Genomic DNA, 16,597 nt, shown 5'->3' on the forward strand with positions numbered 1-16,597 from the left:
GATGGCCGGGCAGGAAGGAAATAACGAATCGTGGAAAGTTATGCGTCGGATTCAAGACTGGCCACGGAAAAATAGCGGTTGCCGGGCCGCCGCAAGCCGAGGTTCTCGCGCAACGTGCGGCCTTCGTAGTCCTCGCGGAACAAACCGCGCCGGCGCAACTCAGGCACCACCAGTTCGACGAAATCGGTCAAGCCATGCGGCAGCACCGGCGGCATCACGTTGAAACCGTCCGCGCCGTGCTTCACAAAGCGCTCTTCGAGTTGATCGACAATCTGTGCCGGCGTGCCGACCAGTTGCCAGTGGCCCCGCGCACCCGCGACTCGCAAATAGAGCTCGCGGATCGTAAGGTTCTCGCGGCGCGCCAGTTCGAGCGTCAGCAACTGGCGGCTCTTGCTGGCATTCGTTTCAGGCAGTTTCGGGATCGGGCCGTCGAGCGGATACCCTGAGAGATCGAAGCCACCCGTCAGCCCGGATACGAGCGCCAGCCCGACCCGGGGATCAATGAGCGACTGCAATTGCTCGAACTTCTCTTTCGCTTCCGCTTCGGTGCGGCCGACAATCGGAAACACGCCCGGCATGATCTTCAGATCGTCGGGGTGACGACCGTAGGCCTCCATGCGCCCTTTCACGTCCGCGTAGAAATCCACCGCATCCTGCAGCGTTTGCTGCGCCGTAAAGATCACCTCGGCCGTTTTCGCTGCGAGGTCGCGGCCGGCTTCGGACGATCCCGCCTGCACGACAACCGGATGCCCCTGCGGGGAACGGGCCACGTTCAGGGGCCCCTTGACCTGGAAGAAGCGGCCCTTATGATCGAGCACGTGCCGCTTGTCCGGGTCGAAGAAGCGCCCTTCGGCCTTGTTGCGAACGAACGCGTCGTCGTCCCAACTGTCCCACAAGCCCTCGGTCACCTCCGCGAATTCGGCAGCGCGCGCATAGCGCTCGGCGTGGTCGAAGTGCCTGTCACGATTGAAGTTCTTCGCTTCGTGCTCGCTCGACGAGGTAACCAGATTCCAGCCCGCGCGCCCGCCGCTGATGTGATCGAGCGACGCGAACTTGCGGGCAATGTGATACGGCTCATTGAAGCTCGTCGATGCGGTGCCGACGAGGCCAATACGCTCGGTCACCGCCGCCAGCGCCGACAGCAGCGTGAGCGGTTCGAACTGCGCGACGTAGCTGTGCGCCGTGCGGCTCAGAAAGTCGAGGTTGTCTCCGCGTGTCCCCACGCCGTCGGCGAGAAAGATCAGATCGAACTTCGCGGCCTCGGCCGTTTGCGCGAGCCGGACGTAGTGACGGAAGTTGACGCCGGCGTCCGCCTGCGCCTCGGGATGCCGCCACGCCGCAATGTGGTGCCCGGACGGATAAAGGAAAGCGCCGAGGCGCAGGTGCCCGCTACGTTTGCTCATGGATGTCCGGAAAAATGGGTGAGGGTCAGTCCGCCGCCGGGATCCAGGCCGCAGTGGCAGCGTTCGGACACCGCGCCGACCACCGCCGGATTGGTCGCCGCGGCTCTGGAATGATTGTCTGCCTGGGCGGGACGCGCGGAGAACCAATTTGTTCTGATATGCAAAGCGTCGGGCGCGGCGAACCGTAGGTTTTTCGCAAGCAGGTGCCCTGAATTACGCGGCAACAGCGGTCCTTGCCGCGCGCTTAGTCTGCACGGGCATATCGATGCCACAATTCCTTCGTGGTCGCGAACCATCCGCTCCTCGACAATGGACGGCTCGCTCAGCGCGCTCGTTCGTTGCTGGCTGCTCCCGCATTCGACAAGACCATGAGAACCGACCCGCCCCGTCAGCTTCATCTGAACGTCAACATCCTCCACTCCGGCTTTGTCCCTTCCGCATGGCGTACACAGGAAGCCGATCCGCGCGCTTTTGTCGATATAGCCCACTACGTTCGCGTCGCGCAGATTGCCGAGGCCGCGAAATTCGATGCGGTGTTTCTCGCGGATAACGCGTCGATTGCCGACCAGATCGATTTCCGCCCGATCACGGCGCTTGAGCCGACCGTGCTGCTCGCCGGCATTGCCGCGGCCACGACGCATATCGGCGTCATCGGCACGGCATCGACGAGTTATAACGAGCCGTACAACATCGCGCGCCGCTTTGCCACGCTCGATCAACTCAGTACGGGCCGCGCAGGCTGGAACATCGTAACGACCGCCGATCTAGGCTCAGCCCGCAATTTTGGGCGCGAGGCGGTGCCCGATCATGCGCAACGCTACGAACGCGCATCTGAATTCACCGAGGTGGTGAAGGCGCTGTGGGATAGCTGGGAAGACGACGCCTTTATCGGCGACAAAACGAGCGGCCGTTTCATCGACGCCACGAAGGTGCATCGCATCGACCATCGCGGCAAATACTTCAGCGTCGATGGCCCGTTCAATCTGCCGCGTAGCGCCCAGGGGCACCCCGTGCTGATCCAGGCCGGCGGCTCGGCTGACGGACGCGAGCTCGCGGCGCGGCACGCGGAAGCGGTGTTCTCCGCGTCACAGTCGTTCGACGAAGCCGGCGCCTATGCGCGCGAACTGAAATCTCGCGCGGCAGCGTGGGGACGCGGCAACGACGCGATTCGCGTGCTACCCGGTCTCACCACCATCATCGGCGCAACCGAAACCGAGGCTTTGCGCCGCCGCGATGAACTGGTCGATCTGATTCCATGGACCTACAGCCTCACCCGGCTGGCCGGCATACTGGGTATCAGCGTCGAGCGCCTGAAACTCGACGAGCGCCTGCCGGACGATCTCTCGTTGCCCGGCGGCGGCAACGGCAATCACACGTTCTTCCACGCTACGCTCGCGCAGGCGCGCACGCACGGCTACACCGCGCGCCAGTTGATCCGCGCGCTGGCGGGCGGCGGCGGACATCGTGTGGTTGTCGGTACGCCGGAACAGATTGCCGACGACATCGAGCACTGGTTCAAAGGCGGCGCCGCCGACGGTTTCAATCTGATGCCGGATGTGCTGCCGGGTGGCTTGCAGGACTTCGCTGATGGCGTGGTTCCGCTGCTGCGGCAGCGCGGCATTTTCCGCACTGACTATGAGGGACGTACGCTGCGCGAACACTTCAGGCTGCAACGCCCTTTCAGCCGCCACCTGCACCGGCGGGAAGCGGCCGAGACCGCGTAAGCCTGGCGGGTTATGCCAAGCCCGCGCCTGTTCAGCGCGGGCTTGGCAGGACCTGTCGAACGCGACGTGAAATAAATCGAATGATGGGAATGATGGTTCAGTGATTTGCTCATCTCAGCGGGCAAAAAACCGGTTCTCAGGCCGTGGCAATCCGAGATTCTCGCGCAGCGTCGTGCCTTCGTATTCGCGCCGGAACAGGCCGCGCCGTTGCAACTCAGGAATGACTTTATCCACGAAGTCGTCAAGGCCGCCCGGCAGATACGGGAACATCACGTTGAACCCGTCCGAGCCCTCCTCCACCAGCCATTGCTCCATCTGGTCGGCAATCGTTTTCGCCGTGCCGACCATCTCGAGCCCTGAGTATCCGCCGATACGCTGGGCGAGTTGACGAATCGTCAGCCCGTCGCGCTGCGCCCATTCCACTACTCGCTGCCGTGCAGTCCGGCTTGCATTGGTCTCCGGAATCTCGGGCAACGGGCCGTCCGGATCGAAACCGGACACGTCGTGCCCCAATGCGATCGACAGCGAAGCGATTCCGCTCTCGTAGTGAACGAAGGTATCGAGCCGCGCGCGGATTTCCTGAGCCTCCTCCAACGTATCGCCCACCACCACGAAAGCGGCAGGCAGGATTTTCATGTGATCGCGTGCCCGGCCAAGCTTTTCCATCCGGCCTTTCACATCGGCATAGAAGCGCTTGCCGTCGGCCAGCAGGCTTTGCGCGGTGAACACCACCTCGGCGGTCTCAGCCGCTATCTGACGCCCTGCTTCCGATGAACCGGCCTGCACGATGACGGGCCACCCCTGAATCGGACGGGCAATATTCAACGGCCCGCGCACCGAGAAGTTCTCGCTCCTGTAGTTCAGCACATGGAGCTTTTGCGGATCGAAGAATATGCCGGTTTGCGTATCGCGAATAAAGGCGTCGTCGGCCCAACTGTCCCAGAGGCCCGTGACCACGTCGAAGAACTCGCGGGCACGCCGGTAGCGTTCGTCGTGCTCGACATGCTCGTCGAGGCCGAAATTGAGCGCGGCATCGGGATTCGACGTCGTCACGAGATTCCATCCCGCCCGGCCGCCGCTGATATGGTCGAGCGACGCAAAACGTCTGGCGACGTGATAAGGCGCGTCGAACGTGGTGGACGCGGTTGCAACGAGTCCCAACCGTTCCGTGACCGCGGCCAGCGCGGGCAGCAGCGTCAGCGGTTCGAACGAGGTCACCGTGTGGCTATGCTTGAGCGCGTCGAGCGGCATGTTGAGCACCGCGAGGTGGTCGGCCATGAAGAACGCGTCGAAGCGGCCACGCTCGAGCGTCTGCGCGAAGCGCTTCAGATGCGTGAAGTTGAAGTTGGCATCGGGATAGGCGCCAGGATAGCGCCATGCGCCGGTATGAATGGTGGTCGGACGCATAAAAGCGCCGAGGCGAAGCTGACGTGACATGTAGCAAGCTCCATCGCAAACAGGTCGGGCCAGTTTAATCGGCCTTCACCAAGGCTGCTTGGCGCCGCCCACCGCTTTGCACCCACCCGTACCGGCCTGCTGAACCCGCCGCGCGGGGCGCCAGCGCGAACCGGCACGCCGAAAGCTGTCCCGCAGAAATACAAAGCACAAAATCTTCGTTCGCCCGCCGCGGCTCCATCACTAGACTGTGCTGCAACTTGTCATAACAAGTACGGATACCCCACAGATCATGCTGAAACCCGACCCGGCCAACGTGCTGCCGCTTTCCGCCGCCCCGCTCTACGAGCAGATCAAGACGGCGTTGCGCGCGCGCATTCTCGATGGCACCTATCCGGCCCATTCGCAGATGCCGTCCGAAAGCGACCTCTGCACGATGTTCAACGTCAGCCGCATCACCGTGCGGCAAGCACTCGGCGATCTGCAAAAGGAAGGCCTCGTTTTCAAGCTTCACGGCAAGGGTACCTTCGTCGCCAAGCCGAAAGCGTTCCAGAACGTCAGCGCGTTGCAAGGCTTTGCCGAAGCGATGTCGTCGATGGGATATGAAATCGTCAACCAGCTCAAACATATTCGCTTCATCCCGGCCACCGCGCACATCGCGAGCCGCCTGCAACTGCCGGAAGGCACGAAGGTCGCCGAAATCCATCGGGTGCGGCTGCTCAATCGCGAACCGGTGTCGCTCGAAATCACGTGGGTGCCGGAAGCATTGGGCAAACGCCTCGCCGGCGCGGACCTCGTCACGCGCGACATCTTCCTGATTCTCGAGAACGACTGCGCAGTGCCGCTCGGCCACGCCGATATCTCCATCGACGCGATTCTCGCCGACGATGAAATCGTCGAGGCCCTGAATGTTGAAGAAGGCAGCCCCGTGCTGCGCATCGAACGTCTTACACATAGCGCGGACGGCACGCCAATCGACTACGAATACCTCTATTTTCGCGGCGACGCGTTCCAATACCGCTTTCGCATCGACCGTCAGAAAGAGAAGAAAAGCACAAGGAAGACGAAATGAACACGCAAATGAGTACGCACGTGCTCGAGTACGACCTGGTCGTCGTGGGCGGCGGCACGGCCGGCCCTATGGCTGCCGTCAAGGCAAAGGAACAGAATCCGAACCTGAAAGTGTTGCTGCTGGAGAAGGCCAACGTCAAACGCAGCGGCGCGATCTCGATGGGTATGGACGGTCTGAATAACGCCATCATCCCCGGCCATGCCACACCGGAGCAGTACACCCGGGAAATCACCATCGCCAACGACGGCATTGTCGATCAGGCGGCCGTCTACGCCTACGCCCGGCACAGTTTCACGACCATCGAGGAACTCGACCGCTGGGGCGTGAAGTTCGAAAAAGACGGTACGGGCGACTACGCGGTCAAGAAAGTGCATCACATGGGCTCCTATGTTCTGCCGATGCCGGAGGGCCATGACATCAAGAAAGTGCTCTACCGGCAGCTCAAACGCGCACGCATTCCGATCACCAATCGTATTGTCGTCACACGGGTTCTGACCGACGCGCAAGGCCGTGCTTGCGGCGTGCTGGGTTTCGATTGCCGTACTGCGGATTTTTATGTCGTGCGCGCCAAGGCCGTGATTCTCTGCTGCGGAGCGGCGGGCCGGCTAGGCTTGCCCTCGTCGGGATACCTGATGGGAACCTACGAGAATCCCACCAACGCCGGCGACGGCTACGCGATGGCATATCACGCGGGCGCCGCGCTGGCAAACCTCGAGTGCTTCCAGATCAACCCGCTGATCAAGGACTACAACGGCCCCGCTTGCGCTTATGTGACGGGCCCGCTCGGCGGCTTCACGGCGAATGGCAAGGGCGAGCGTTTTATCGAGTGCGATTACTGGAGCGGCCAGATGATGTGGGAGTTCTATCAGGAACTCCAAAGCGGCAATGGGCCGGTGTTTCTGAAGCTCGACCATCTCGCCGAAGAAACCATTCAGACCATCGAGCAGATTCTGCACACGAATGAACGCCCGAGCCGGGGCCGGTTTCACGCAGGACGCGGCACCGATTACCGCCAGCAGATGATCGAAATGCACATCTCGGAGATCGGTTTCTGCAGCGGCCACAGTGCCTCCGGCGTCTATGTGAACGAGCGCGCGGAGACTACCGTCGCGGGCCTTTACGCTGCCGGGGACATGGCCGCCGTGCCGCACAACTACATGCTCGGCGCCTTCACGTACGGCTGGTTCGCCGGGCAGAACGCGGCGCAATACATCGACGGCCGCGAGCATGCGGCGCTCGATAGCGCGCAAGTGGAGGCGGAACGGGCGCGAATCTATGCCCCGCTCGAACGGGACACGGGGCTCGCGCCGGCGCAAGTCGAGTACAAGCTGCGCCGCATGGTGAACGACTATCTTCAGCCGCCGAAGGTCACGCGCAAGATGGAGATCGGCCTGCAACGTTTCGCCGAAATCGCGGCCGATATCGATCAGATCAAGGCCGACAATCCGCACGAACTGATGCGCGCCGCGGAGGTGCGGGCGATTCGCGATTGCGCCGAAATGGCGGCGCACGCTTCGCTGTATCGCACGGAAAGCCGCTGGGGGCTGTATCACCATCGCGTCGATTATCCGCAACGTAACGACGCGGAATGGTTTTGCCACACGCATCTGAAGAAAGACGCAACGGGCCGCATGGTCAGCGAGAAACGCGCCATAGAACCGTATGTGGTGCCGCTCGACGACCACGAAGCTCAGGCCTATCAGAACCTGCGGATCGGCGAGCCGGCGCTCGCCGACGCTTGAGGAGCCACCATGTCTACGAAACCGCACAACATTTTCCAGCGCAGCGCCGCGCCGGTCACGATCGACGAAGACAAATGCATCGCGGACAAAGGCTGCACCGTCTGCGTGGATGTCTGCCCGCTCGACCTGCTCGCGATCGATCTGACCAAGGGCAAGGCCTATATGAAGTTCGACGAATGCTGGTACTGCATGCCGTGTGAAAAAGATTGCCCGACCGATGCGGTCAGGGTCGACATTCCGTATCTGCTGCGCTAGCAGCCGCTCACTCCGACCAAACGTTGTTTCCCTATCAACCGGGGCTTAACTCATGAAACGTCGTCAATGGCTTGCCACAGCTCTCCTCGCGAGCGGCCTGTTTTCACTCACAGCGGGCGCGGCGCGCGCCGAGACAATTCGCGTCGCGATCGGCACGCAGGACACGACGATCAATTGCGCGACGGGCGGCCTGCTGATCCGCGAACTGAATCTGCTCGACAAATATCTGCCGCACGACGGCAAGTACAAAGACGTCAAGTACGACGTGCAATGGAAAGACTTCACGTCCGGCGCGCCGATGACCAACGAAATGGTGGCGGGCAAACTCGACTTCGGATCGATGGCGGATTTCCCCGGTTCGTTGAACGGAGCAGCCTTCCAGAAGGCCGGCAGGAAAAGCATCTTCATCACCGTACTCTCAGGCAGTATCGACGGCAGCGGCAATGGCATCGTCGTGCCGGACGACTCGTCCATCCGTTCGATCGCCGACCTGAAAGGCAAGACGATCTCGGTGCCGTTCGCCTCGGCGGCGCACGGCATGTTGCTGCGGGCCATCAAGGCGCAAGGCTGGAATCCCGACACCGACGTCAACATCATCACGCAGTCGCCCGAAGTGGCCGGTAGTGCGTTGAAGGCGCATAAGATCGACGCACACGCCGACTTCGTGCCGTTCGCCGAACTGTTTCCGTTCCGCGGTTTCGCGCGCAAGATCTACGACGGTGCGCAGACCCACGCGCCGACCTTCCACGGCACGCTCGTCGACGCCGACTATGCGAAGCGCTATCCGGAAGTCGTGGTCGCGTATCTGCGCGCGGTGATCGAGGCGAATCGGCTGTTTGCGCAAGATCCCGAGAAATACAGCCAGTTGATCCAGAAGGTCACCGGCATCGACGCCGAGGTCAATTATCTGTTCCACGGGCCGCTCGGTCTGCAGACGCGCGATCTCACATGGAAGCCCGAATACCGGCAGGCAACTGTCACGGCGATCAGCACACTCAAGCTGCTGAAAAAGACCGACGTCGATCTGGATGTCAACACGTTCATCGACGACCGCTATCTGCGCGAAGCATTCAGACAATCGGGACTGAACTACGACGCGGCCCTCAGGAACTACGCGAAACAGCCACTCGTGGCCAATGACGTGCAAACCGGCAAACCCATCACCGATTTTCGCAGTGTGACGCAGGTCTGGCTCGATGGCGAAGGCAAGGTGCGCAACTATGCATCGGCGCAGGAGGCCTTCGCGGCGCTCAACACGCTGGAGCAAGGCGGCAAGAAAGCTCGTGTGGTGTACGTGCAGGATCGTTCGAGCGGCCTGAAGCTGTTCGCCAGTCAGGCGTGGTACGTGAAGGACGCCAAGGGCAATATCAACGCCTTCCTGCTGAAAGACAACGCCGATCGCTACGCGAAGCAGGTGAACGGCAACGTGGTGGATTTCGCCGCCGCGAAGACCGATGCGACGCAAGCGGTCGCGGCACGCTAACCGATCGTCCTGCGACGTTCATCCAATCACGGGAGTCCTCGATGTCAGCCATTCTCGACGCCACGGAGAATACCAGCGTTCGACACAGCGCCGCCGCCCGGCGGAACTGGAATCCGGCACGTCTCGCACGTGTGGCGGCCAGGTTCGTATCGGTTCTGGTATGTGTCGGCATCTGGCAAGTGCTGGCCGAGCATCATGTCTCGTTCGGGCTTGTGACGTTCGCCAACGTGCCCGCGCCAAGTGACGTGGTGCCCGCGGCCTGGGCCCTGTTCCACTCGCCCAAACTGCCGATGCACCTGCTGTCCAGCGTGATGCGCGTGCTGGTGGGCTTTGTCGCGGCGAGCGCCGTGGGTATCGGGCTGGGACTTGCAATCGGGCGCTATCGGGCGTTCGAGGACGCGGTGCTGCCCCCGCTCGAGGTACTGCGGCCGATTCCCGCGGTTGCGTGGATCCCGCTTGCCATCCTGATGTTTCCTTCATCGGAGATGAGCATGATGTTCATCACCTTCATTGGCGCCCTGTTTCCGATCCTGTTGAATACGATCCATGGTGTGGAAGGCGTCGATCCACGGCTGGTGGCAACCGCCCGTTCGCTCGGCACGCGCGGCGCTGCGCTATTTGCCGAAGTGATCTTGCCGGGTGCGGCGCCCGCTATCGTCACGGGTCTGTCGATCGGCATGGGAACCGCGTGGTTCTGTCTCGTCACCGCCGAGATGATCGCCGGTCAGTACGGCATCGGCTATTTCACGTGGGAGTCTTACACGTTGCAGAACTATGCGGACATCGTCGTCGGCATGCTGCTGATCGGCGCGTTGGGTATGGGCAGCAGTGTGCTGGTGAAGCGCGTCGGGCTGGCGCTGATACCGTGGTACCGGATGGAGGCAGCGCAGCAATGAGCACCGAATTGCAAGCGAAACCGCCTGGCCGCATCGACGTACGCGCGTTGAGCGTCGACGTCGGCGTGCGCGAACAGCGGTTCACCGCGCTCGATCAACTGGATTTCAGCGTCGAACCGGGCGAACTCGTCTGCGTATTGGGCCCCTCGGGATGCGGAAAATCCACGCTGCTGGCGGCACTCGCCGGACACGTGGCAGCCAGTGCGGGTGAGATTGTCGTCGACGGCGAGCGGGTCGTGCGCCCGCATCCGGAACGCGGTCTCGTATTCCAGCAGCACACGCTCTTTCCGTGGAAGCGCGTAATCGACAACGTCGCATTCGGCCTGAAGATGAAAGGACTCCCGGTCGATGAGCGCCGCCGTCAAGCCGCCGAGCTGCTCGACCTGGTGGGTTTAAGCGGGTTCGGCACGCGCTATCCGGCGCAATTGTCGGGCGGCATGCAGCAGCGCGTGGAAATCGCCCGCGCGCTGATCAACCGGCCACGCGTGCTGCTGATGGACGAACCGTTCGGCGCGCTCGACGCGCAAACGCGCCGCATGATGCAAACACTGCTGCTCGACGTGTGGACACAGATCCGTACCACGGTGCTGTTCGTCACGCACGATATCGACGAAGCGCTGTTTCTCGCCGACCGCATCCTCGTGCTGTCGCAGCGCCCCGCGCGCATCGTCGCCGATTTGCGCGTCACGTTGAACCGCCCTCGCGACGACGAGACCACGACCGACGCGCAATTCATCGAGATCAAGCGCCACTGCCTCGCGCTGTTGCGCGAAGCGTCAGCCTGACGTGTTTCGCGTGCCTGACCGGGTTACCGAAAGCTTCCGCTTCAATCCAGACATCACTCTACACATGACCGATATTTCGCTTCCGCTGACGTTCGACCCCGATTCCCTCGACCCGGAAGCCGCCGAACTCCTGCCGCGATTGGCGTCTACGGACGCCGCGGTGCGCCGTATCGCGCTCCTCGCGCTTGCCGACCTTGAAGACGAAGCCCTGCTCGGACCGATTGTCGCCGCGTTGCGCACCGACCTGTCGCCGGACGTTCGCGCGCAAGCCGCCGAGGTGCTCGGTGCGTGGGAGCGCGCCGACGCGGTCAAAGCGCTATGCGAAGCGTTGACGGATCGTGCGGAAGCGGTGCGCGACGCAGCCGCGCTAAGTCTGTCCAATCTGAAAGATCCCGAATCGGGACCGCTGCTCGCGCCCTACACCACGCATCCCGATCCGTTCGTACGCCAGGCTGCATTGCGCGGTCTGCGCGAATTACGCTACGCGGGAGCGCTGGAACCCGCGCTGGCCGCGCTCAGCGCAAGCGAAGACCCGGTGCGGCTCGAAGCGGTGAGCGTGCTCGGCTGGTTGAAGAGCGAGCAGGCACTTGGCCCCCTCACCGCGGTCGCCGTGAATGATGCGAACGCTGCCGTACGCCGCGCGGCAATCGGAGCGTTGGGTATCGGGGCAGCGGCAACGGAAGAGACCATCGTCGCGTTGCTGGGCTCGCTGCGCGATGCGGCGTGGCAGGTCCGTGAGGAAGCAGCGGCCACCCTCGGCAAACTGCGCGTGTCGGACGCGCGCGATGCGCTGATCGCAGCGCTCGAAGACGACTACTGGCAAGTCCGTTTGCAGGCAGTTCGCGCGTTGGGCAAACTCCGCGACACAGCGGCGAGCACGGCGGTCGCCACACTCCTCACCCACGCGATCAGCAATCTGCGCAAGGAAGCTGCCTTGTCGCTAGGAGAACTGGGCGACGTAGCGTCATTGCCCGCCTTGCACGCCGCCTCGGCCGATGCCGATCCGGAAGTACGCAAGGCCGCCCGCATCGCCTTGACGCAAATCGGAAAGGCGCAACGATGAAGGCCCCGGAACACGTCACGGTTCACGCGGCGAGTGGACGATTATCCCTCACATGGCATGGCGGACACACGCAGTGGATCGACAACGCGACGCTGAGGGAGCGCTGCCCTTGCTCGACATGCCGCCGCCTCGCGCATGCGGGTCACGATGCGCGGGTCGAGCCGCATGTTGCGATCGTCGATATGCAGCCGATGGGATACGGCGTGCAGATCGGGTTCAGCGACGGACACGCGCAGGGTATCTATCCGTGGGAATATCTGGCGGCAATCACCTGAAATGCGGCCTGAAGTGCAGCCTGAAATACAGCCTGAAATACGGCCTGAATGATGGCGCGGTAAAAAAGCGGCGGCCGTGGAAGGCCGCCGCTTTTCCTAGCGCCGCGAAGACAGCCGCCGCACCACCGACACCAGCGCGTCGACTTCATCGCAGGTGTTGTAGAACGCGAGCGACGGCCTCACCGTAGCCTCGACGCCGAAGCGCCGCAAGATCGGCTGCGCGCAATGATGACCCGAGCGCACGGCAATGCCCTCTTCGTTCAACGCCTGCCCGACTTCCTCGGTCTCGTAGCCCTTCAACACGAAGGACAACACACTGGCCTTGTCGCGCGCCGTGCCGATCAGGCGAACCCCCGGCACCGGTTGCAGCACGCTCGTCGCATAGGCCAGCAGATCGTGTTCATAACGCGCGATATTCTCGATGCCCACGCGCTGAACGTAATCGATCGCTGCACCGAGACCGACTGCATCGGCGATATTGCCCGTGCCCGCTTCGAAGCGATTCGGTGGCGGCTGGAACACGGTGCGCTCGAAGGTGACGTCCGCGATCATGTTGCCGCCACCTTGCCACGGCGGCATATCTTCAAGAAGCGCGCGCTTGCCATACACCACGCCGATGCCGGTCGGACCGAATACCTTGTGACCTGAGAACACGAAGAAGTCCGCGTCGAGCGCCTGCACGTCCACCCGCATGTGCGACACCGACTGCGCGCCGTCGACCAGCGCCTTCGCCCCTGCCCGATGCGCGAGTTCGACGATCTCCTTGACCGGCACCACCGTGCCCAATGCGTTCGACACCTGCGTGACCGACACGATCTTCGTGCGGTCATTGAGCAGCCGCCGGTATTCATCGAGCAGAACCTGGCCGCTGTCGTCCACTGGAATCACGCGCAGCTTTGCACCCGTTTGTGCGGCAAGCTGCTGCCACGGCACGATATTGGCGTGATGCTCCAGATGCGAGACGATGATCTCATCCCCCTCGCCCACATGCTTCACACCCCACGTCTTCGCGATCAGGTTGATCGCTTCGGTGGTGCCGCGTACGAAGATGATTTCTTCCGGCGACGCCGCGCCGATGAAACGCTGCACCTTGCTGCGTGCGGCTTCGTACGCATCCGTGGCGCGGCCGGCCAGCGCATGAGCCGCCCGATGGATGTTCGAGTTCTCATGCGCGTAGAAATATGCGAGCCGATCGATGACCGCCTGCGGTTTGTGCGTGGTCGCGGCATTGTCGAACCACACCAGCTGACGCCCGTTCACACGCTCCTGCAGAATCGGAAAATCCCGCCGAATCGCATTCACATCGAAGGGCGGATGGGCCGACGGCCCGGCATGCGGCACGCCGTCTGCCGCGCGAGGCGTTTGCGCAGCAAAACGCGACCCCTCATTCAGATCCAGAAAATAATGCGAACGACTGCCGTGCTCCGCCGGCGTCGTTCCCGGCGTAGCCGTCTGTGCGGCTGCCGGCCGGTCGTACGGGAAGCGCTGCTCCGCGAGCGGTTCGTCAACGCCTGGCAAACCGAACGATTGCGCGCTCACCTCATGCCAGCCCGGCACCACGATATCCGGCGACGTCGAACCCGAATTCTGAGCTTGCGCGGTTTCGCCAAGGAAATAGAACGGCGATGCGGACCCCGCTGACACTGGCGACGCCAATGGCGCACCGCCCGCCGGCGGACGTTGCACACCGTGCCCCTCAGGCACGTCCAGCGCCGCGCCGCCAAAGCGCGGGTCGAGCGCCGGCGCAACGCTCACCGCGCTATCGGGTAAGCCGTTCTGCGCAAGTGCATGTGGCGCCAACGCGGGCGCGCGGTTACCCAGCGACAGGACATGGGTGGGCGCCGAGGGCAACAGGTTGCCACCCGGCACATGCCCTTGCGGCAACGCGGCACCAGGCACGCCGGTACCCGCGCCGCCCGGACCCGCGAGCGGCGAACCGGCCGGTGCCGGATTGCTGATCTCGCTGGTGACAGGCGCCGTAAGCGGCAGCGTGGCGGCCACGCCGGGCGCGCCTCCTGCCTGCGGCGCATTGCCCGGCAGCGCCGAGAAAAACGCATTGGCCAGCGACGCCAATGTGGCAGGGTCAGGCAAACCCGCGGGCGGACCCGTCGGCACATCGTGCGGCAGGACGCTGTTCATGGGCTTACTTGTAGGTGTCTGGGTAGTCATGGTACTTGCCGATCTCCACGTCATCGAGAACCGCCAGCGCGTCCGGCGAATGCACCGCGAGCGAGCAATAGAGCGAGATCAGATACGAAGCGATCGCATGATTGTTGATGCCCATGAAGCGAACCGACAGACCCGGACCCTGTTCGCCGGCCACGCCCGGCTGGAACAGGCCGACCACGCCCTGGCGCTTGTCGCCCACGCGCAGCAGCAGGATTTTGGTCTTGCCGTCGGCAACCGGCACCTTGTCCGACGGAATCAGCGGAATGCCGCGCCACGTCAGGAACTGCGAGCCGAACAGGCTGACCGTCGGCGGCGGCACGCCGCGGCGCGTGCATTCACGGCCAAACGCGGCGATCGCGAGCGGATGAGTCAGAAAGAATGCCGGCTCCTTCCATACCCTGGTCAGCAATTCGTCGAGATCGTCCGGAGTCGGCGCGCCGGTCAGCGGAAACACGCGCTGCTCTTCGGCTACGTTCGCGAGCAGGCCGTAATCCGGGTTGTTGATCAACTGGCTTTCCTGCAACTCCTTGATCGTTTCGATCGTGAGGCGCAGTTGTTCCTTGATCTGATCGTGCGGACTGCTGTACAGATCCGAGATCCGCGTGTGGACGTCCAGCACGGTGCTGACCGCATTCAGGAAGTACTCGCGCGGCTGCTCTTCGTACGGCACGAAAGTGCGCGGCAGGATGCTTTCATCTTCGCGCGCGGTGCAGGCCGCCTTGACGGCTTCCGGATTCTTCACCTGATTCAGACGATAGATGCCCGCCTCGACCGGCAGCCATTGCAGCAGATGGGTGAGCCAGCGCGGCGTAATCGTGGCGAGTTGCGGAACGGTTTTGGTGGCATTGGCTAGTTGCCGTGCTGCGGTATCGCCGAGCGCCGTCAGGCCGCCCACTGTTGCTGTCATCTGAAGCTCCGGGGTTGATAGACGAAAAACGGGAAAGCTTATGAACGAAAGCGATTATCGGAAGCCGCCCCCAGCCGTTCAACATGCTATAGACGGCAAAGAGGCGGTCTGAAGGGGCGACGCCGGATCGGCGAAAGCGGAATGCGGGCGCGTGGCCAGACTCAAACCGTCAGATGGATGGCTGAGCAGGCGCTCGACCGGCACGTTGAAAGCGCGGGCCAGCTTGTCGAGCGTGACAATCGACGCGATCGCAGAACCGCGCTCGATCTCCCCGACATAAGACCGATTGAGTCCGGCGTGCTCGGCCAGCTGCTCCTGCGACCAGCCGGACGCCTCGCGAAGGCGCCGCACCGCCGCGCCGAAGTCCCTGACGAGCACGCTCATCGCGCCGCTCCGGCCGCTGCGGGTTCCGCGTTCGCGCTTGCCTCCGCGCTTGCATACGAGTTTGCCCCCGCGTCCGCCTGCACATCTGGCTGACCGCGCGGCGCGCGCTCACGAACCGCCGCCGCGCCGGTGCCCTCGTTACGCGACACGGCCTGCGTCACATGCGTACCCGGCGCGACGTCCTGCGTGAGCCACACGTTGCCGCCGATCACCGAACCCTGTCCGAGCGTGACGCGGCCAAGAATGGTGGCGCCCGCGTAAATCACGACGTCGTCTTCGACGATCGGATGACGTGCATGGCCCTTTTCCAGGTGCCCCTGCGCATCGCGCGGAAAGCGTTTCGCACCCAGCGTGACCGCCTGATAGACCCGCACGCGTTCGCCGATGATGGCCGTTTCGCCGATCACCACGCCCGTACCGTGATCGATGAAGAATCCCGCGCCGATCCGCGCGCCAGGATGAATGTCGATACCGGTTTGCGCATGCGCGAGTTCGGCGATGATGCGCGCCAGCAGCGGCAGCCCGAGCCCATAGAGCTCGTGCGCGAGCCGATGGTGGATCATCGCCAGCACGCCGGGATAGCACAGCAGGACTTCATCCACGCTGCCCGCCGCCGGGTCGCCGTGAAAGGCCGCCAGCACGTCGCTATCGAGCAGGCTGCGAATCGCCGGCAAACGCGCCGCAAACGCACGCACCGCGATGCCGGCCTGCGCCTCGATCGTGGCGGCGGGCGGCGGTTGATGACGGCTGCGGTAGTGCAACTCCAGCCGCGCCTGGCTCAGCAACGCATGCAGCGCGGCGTCGAGCGCGTGCCCGACGTAAAAGTTTTCACTTTCCTGACGCAGGTCGGCTGGGCCGAGCCGCATCGGAAAAAGCACGCCTTTCAGCGTATCGATGATCTCCGAGAGCGCTTCGCGCCCCGGCAATTCGCGCCCGCCCGGTTCGAGCGAGCGCTTCTGCACTTCGCGCCATTGCTGGCGGACCGTCTGAAGCGCGTGGACAATTTCATCGACATCAAACACAGCCACAGCGGTTACTCCCCGT

General features: G+C 63.3%; 15 protein-coding genes. 9 read left to right on the forward strand and 6 right to left on the reverse strand.

Going from position 1 to position 16,597, the window contains the following annotated elements; all coding sequences use genetic code 11:
• Nucleotides 1-38 precede the first annotated feature (38 nt).
• On the reverse strand, nt 39-1,403 hold the full coding sequence (locus tag HWX91_RS27600) for an LLM class flavin-dependent oxidoreductase (protein WP_102857427.1): 1,365 nt from the start codon (nt 1,401-1,403) through the stop codon (nt 39-41).
• Between the two features lie 368 nt (nt 1,404-1,771).
• Between HWX91_RS27600 and HWX91_RS27605 the strand changes: the two genes are divergently transcribed.
• Nucleotides 1,772-3,127 (forward strand): LLM class flavin-dependent oxidoreductase, encoded by a 1,356-nt coding sequence (locus HWX91_RS27605; RefSeq protein WP_102857491.1) that lies wholly within the window; start codon nt 1,772-1,774, stop codon nt 3,125-3,127.
• Nucleotides 3,128-3,241: 114 nt separating this feature from the next.
• On the opposite strand, the gene HWX91_RS27610 is transcribed toward HWX91_RS27605, so the two are convergent.
• Nucleotides 3,242-4,564 (reverse strand): LLM class flavin-dependent oxidoreductase, encoded by a 1,323-nt coding sequence (locus HWX91_RS27610; protein ID WP_028200647.1) that lies wholly within the window; start codon nt 4,562-4,564, stop codon nt 3,242-3,244.
• 250 nt (nt 4,565-4,814) lie between these two features.
• Here HWX91_RS27610 and HWX91_RS27615 point away from each other — a divergent pair, with 250 nt between their 5' ends.
• From HWX91_RS27615 to HWX91_RS27650, 8 genes are all read left to right on the forward strand, one after another.
• Nucleotides 4,815-5,594, forward strand: coding sequence for a GntR family transcriptional regulator (locus tag HWX91_RS27615; protein ID WP_028200646.1), 780 nt, complete (start codon nt 4,815-4,817; stop codon nt 5,592-5,594).
• A gap of 8 nt (nt 5,595-5,602) precedes the next feature.
• Nucleotides 5,603-7,336, forward strand: coding sequence for a fumarate reductase/succinate dehydrogenase flavoprotein subunit (locus HWX91_RS27620; protein WP_102857490.1), 1,734 nt, complete (start codon nt 5,603-5,605; stop codon nt 7,334-7,336).
• Nucleotides 7,337-7,345: 9 nt separating this feature from the next.
• Nucleotides 7,346-7,591: a 4Fe-4S dicluster domain-containing protein gene (locus HWX91_RS27625; protein WP_102857426.1), complete on the forward strand. Its 246-nt coding sequence runs from the start codon at nt 7,346-7,348 to the stop codon at nt 7,589-7,591.
• Between the two features lie 52 nt (nt 7,592-7,643).
• Nucleotides 7,644-9,074 (forward strand): ABC transporter substrate-binding protein, encoded by a 1,431-nt coding sequence (locus HWX91_RS27630; protein ID WP_030102638.1) that lies wholly within the window; start codon nt 7,644-7,646, stop codon nt 9,072-9,074.
• A gap of 41 nt (nt 9,075-9,115) precedes the next feature.
• Complete coding sequence (locus tag HWX91_RS27635; RefSeq protein WP_028200641.1) at nt 9,116-9,970, forward strand: ABC transporter permease; 855 nt, start codon at nt 9,116-9,118, stop codon at nt 9,968-9,970.
• Nucleotides 9,967-10,755: an ABC transporter ATP-binding protein gene (locus HWX91_RS27640; protein ID WP_102857425.1), complete on the forward strand. Its 789-nt coding sequence runs from the start codon at nt 9,967-9,969 to the stop codon at nt 10,753-10,755. Before HWX91_RS27635 ends, HWX91_RS27640 begins: the two co-directional genes overlap by 4 nt.
• Before the next feature lie 64 nt (nt 10,756-10,819).
• Nucleotides 10,820-11,818, forward strand: coding sequence for a HEAT repeat domain-containing protein (locus HWX91_RS27645; RefSeq protein WP_042277541.1), 999 nt, complete (start codon nt 10,820-10,822; stop codon nt 11,816-11,818).
• A complete protein-coding gene (locus HWX91_RS27650; RefSeq protein ID WP_028200638.1) occupies nt 11,815-12,093 on the forward strand; it encodes a DUF971 domain-containing protein in 279 nt (92 codons plus the stop codon). The genes HWX91_RS27645 and HWX91_RS27650 overlap by 4 nt, the downstream gene beginning before the upstream one ends.
• A 96-nt stretch (nt 12,094-12,189) precedes the next feature.
• Here HWX91_RS27650 and HWX91_RS27655 read toward each other — a convergent pair whose 3' ends face one another.
• The 4 genes from HWX91_RS27655 to epsC form a co-directional block, all read right to left on the reverse strand.
• Nucleotides 12,190-14,262, reverse strand: coding sequence for a family 2A encapsulin nanocompartment cargo protein cysteine desulfurase (locus tag HWX91_RS27655; protein WP_102857424.1), 2,073 nt, complete (start codon nt 14,260-14,262; stop codon nt 12,190-12,192).
• Nucleotides 14,237-15,169, reverse strand: a complete 933-nt coding sequence (locus tag HWX91_RS27660) for a family 2A encapsulin nanocompartment shell protein (protein WP_025495879.1) — start codon at nt 15,167-15,169, stop codon at nt 14,237-14,239. Before HWX91_RS27660 ends, HWX91_RS27655 begins: the two co-directional genes overlap by 26 nt.
• Before the next feature lie 78 nt (nt 15,170-15,247).
• A complete protein-coding gene (locus HWX91_RS27665; RefSeq protein WP_102857423.1) occupies nt 15,248-15,553 on the reverse strand; it encodes a helix-turn-helix domain-containing protein in 306 nt (101 codons plus the stop codon).
• Nucleotides 15,550-16,581 carry a serine O-acetyltransferase EpsC gene (epsC, locus tag HWX91_RS27670; RefSeq protein WP_046565789.1) on the reverse strand — a complete coding sequence of 344 codons (1,032 nt, stop codon included), beginning with the start codon at nt 16,579-16,581 and terminating at the stop codon, nt 15,550-15,552. The genes HWX91_RS27665 and epsC overlap by 4 nt, the downstream gene beginning before the upstream one ends.
• Nucleotides 16,582-16,597 lie beyond the last annotated feature (16 nt).

This window comes from Paraburkholderia fungorum, from assembly GCF_902833645.1.
Lineage (GTDB): Bacteria > Pseudomonadota > Gammaproteobacteria > Burkholderiales > Burkholderiaceae > Paraburkholderia > Paraburkholderia fungorum.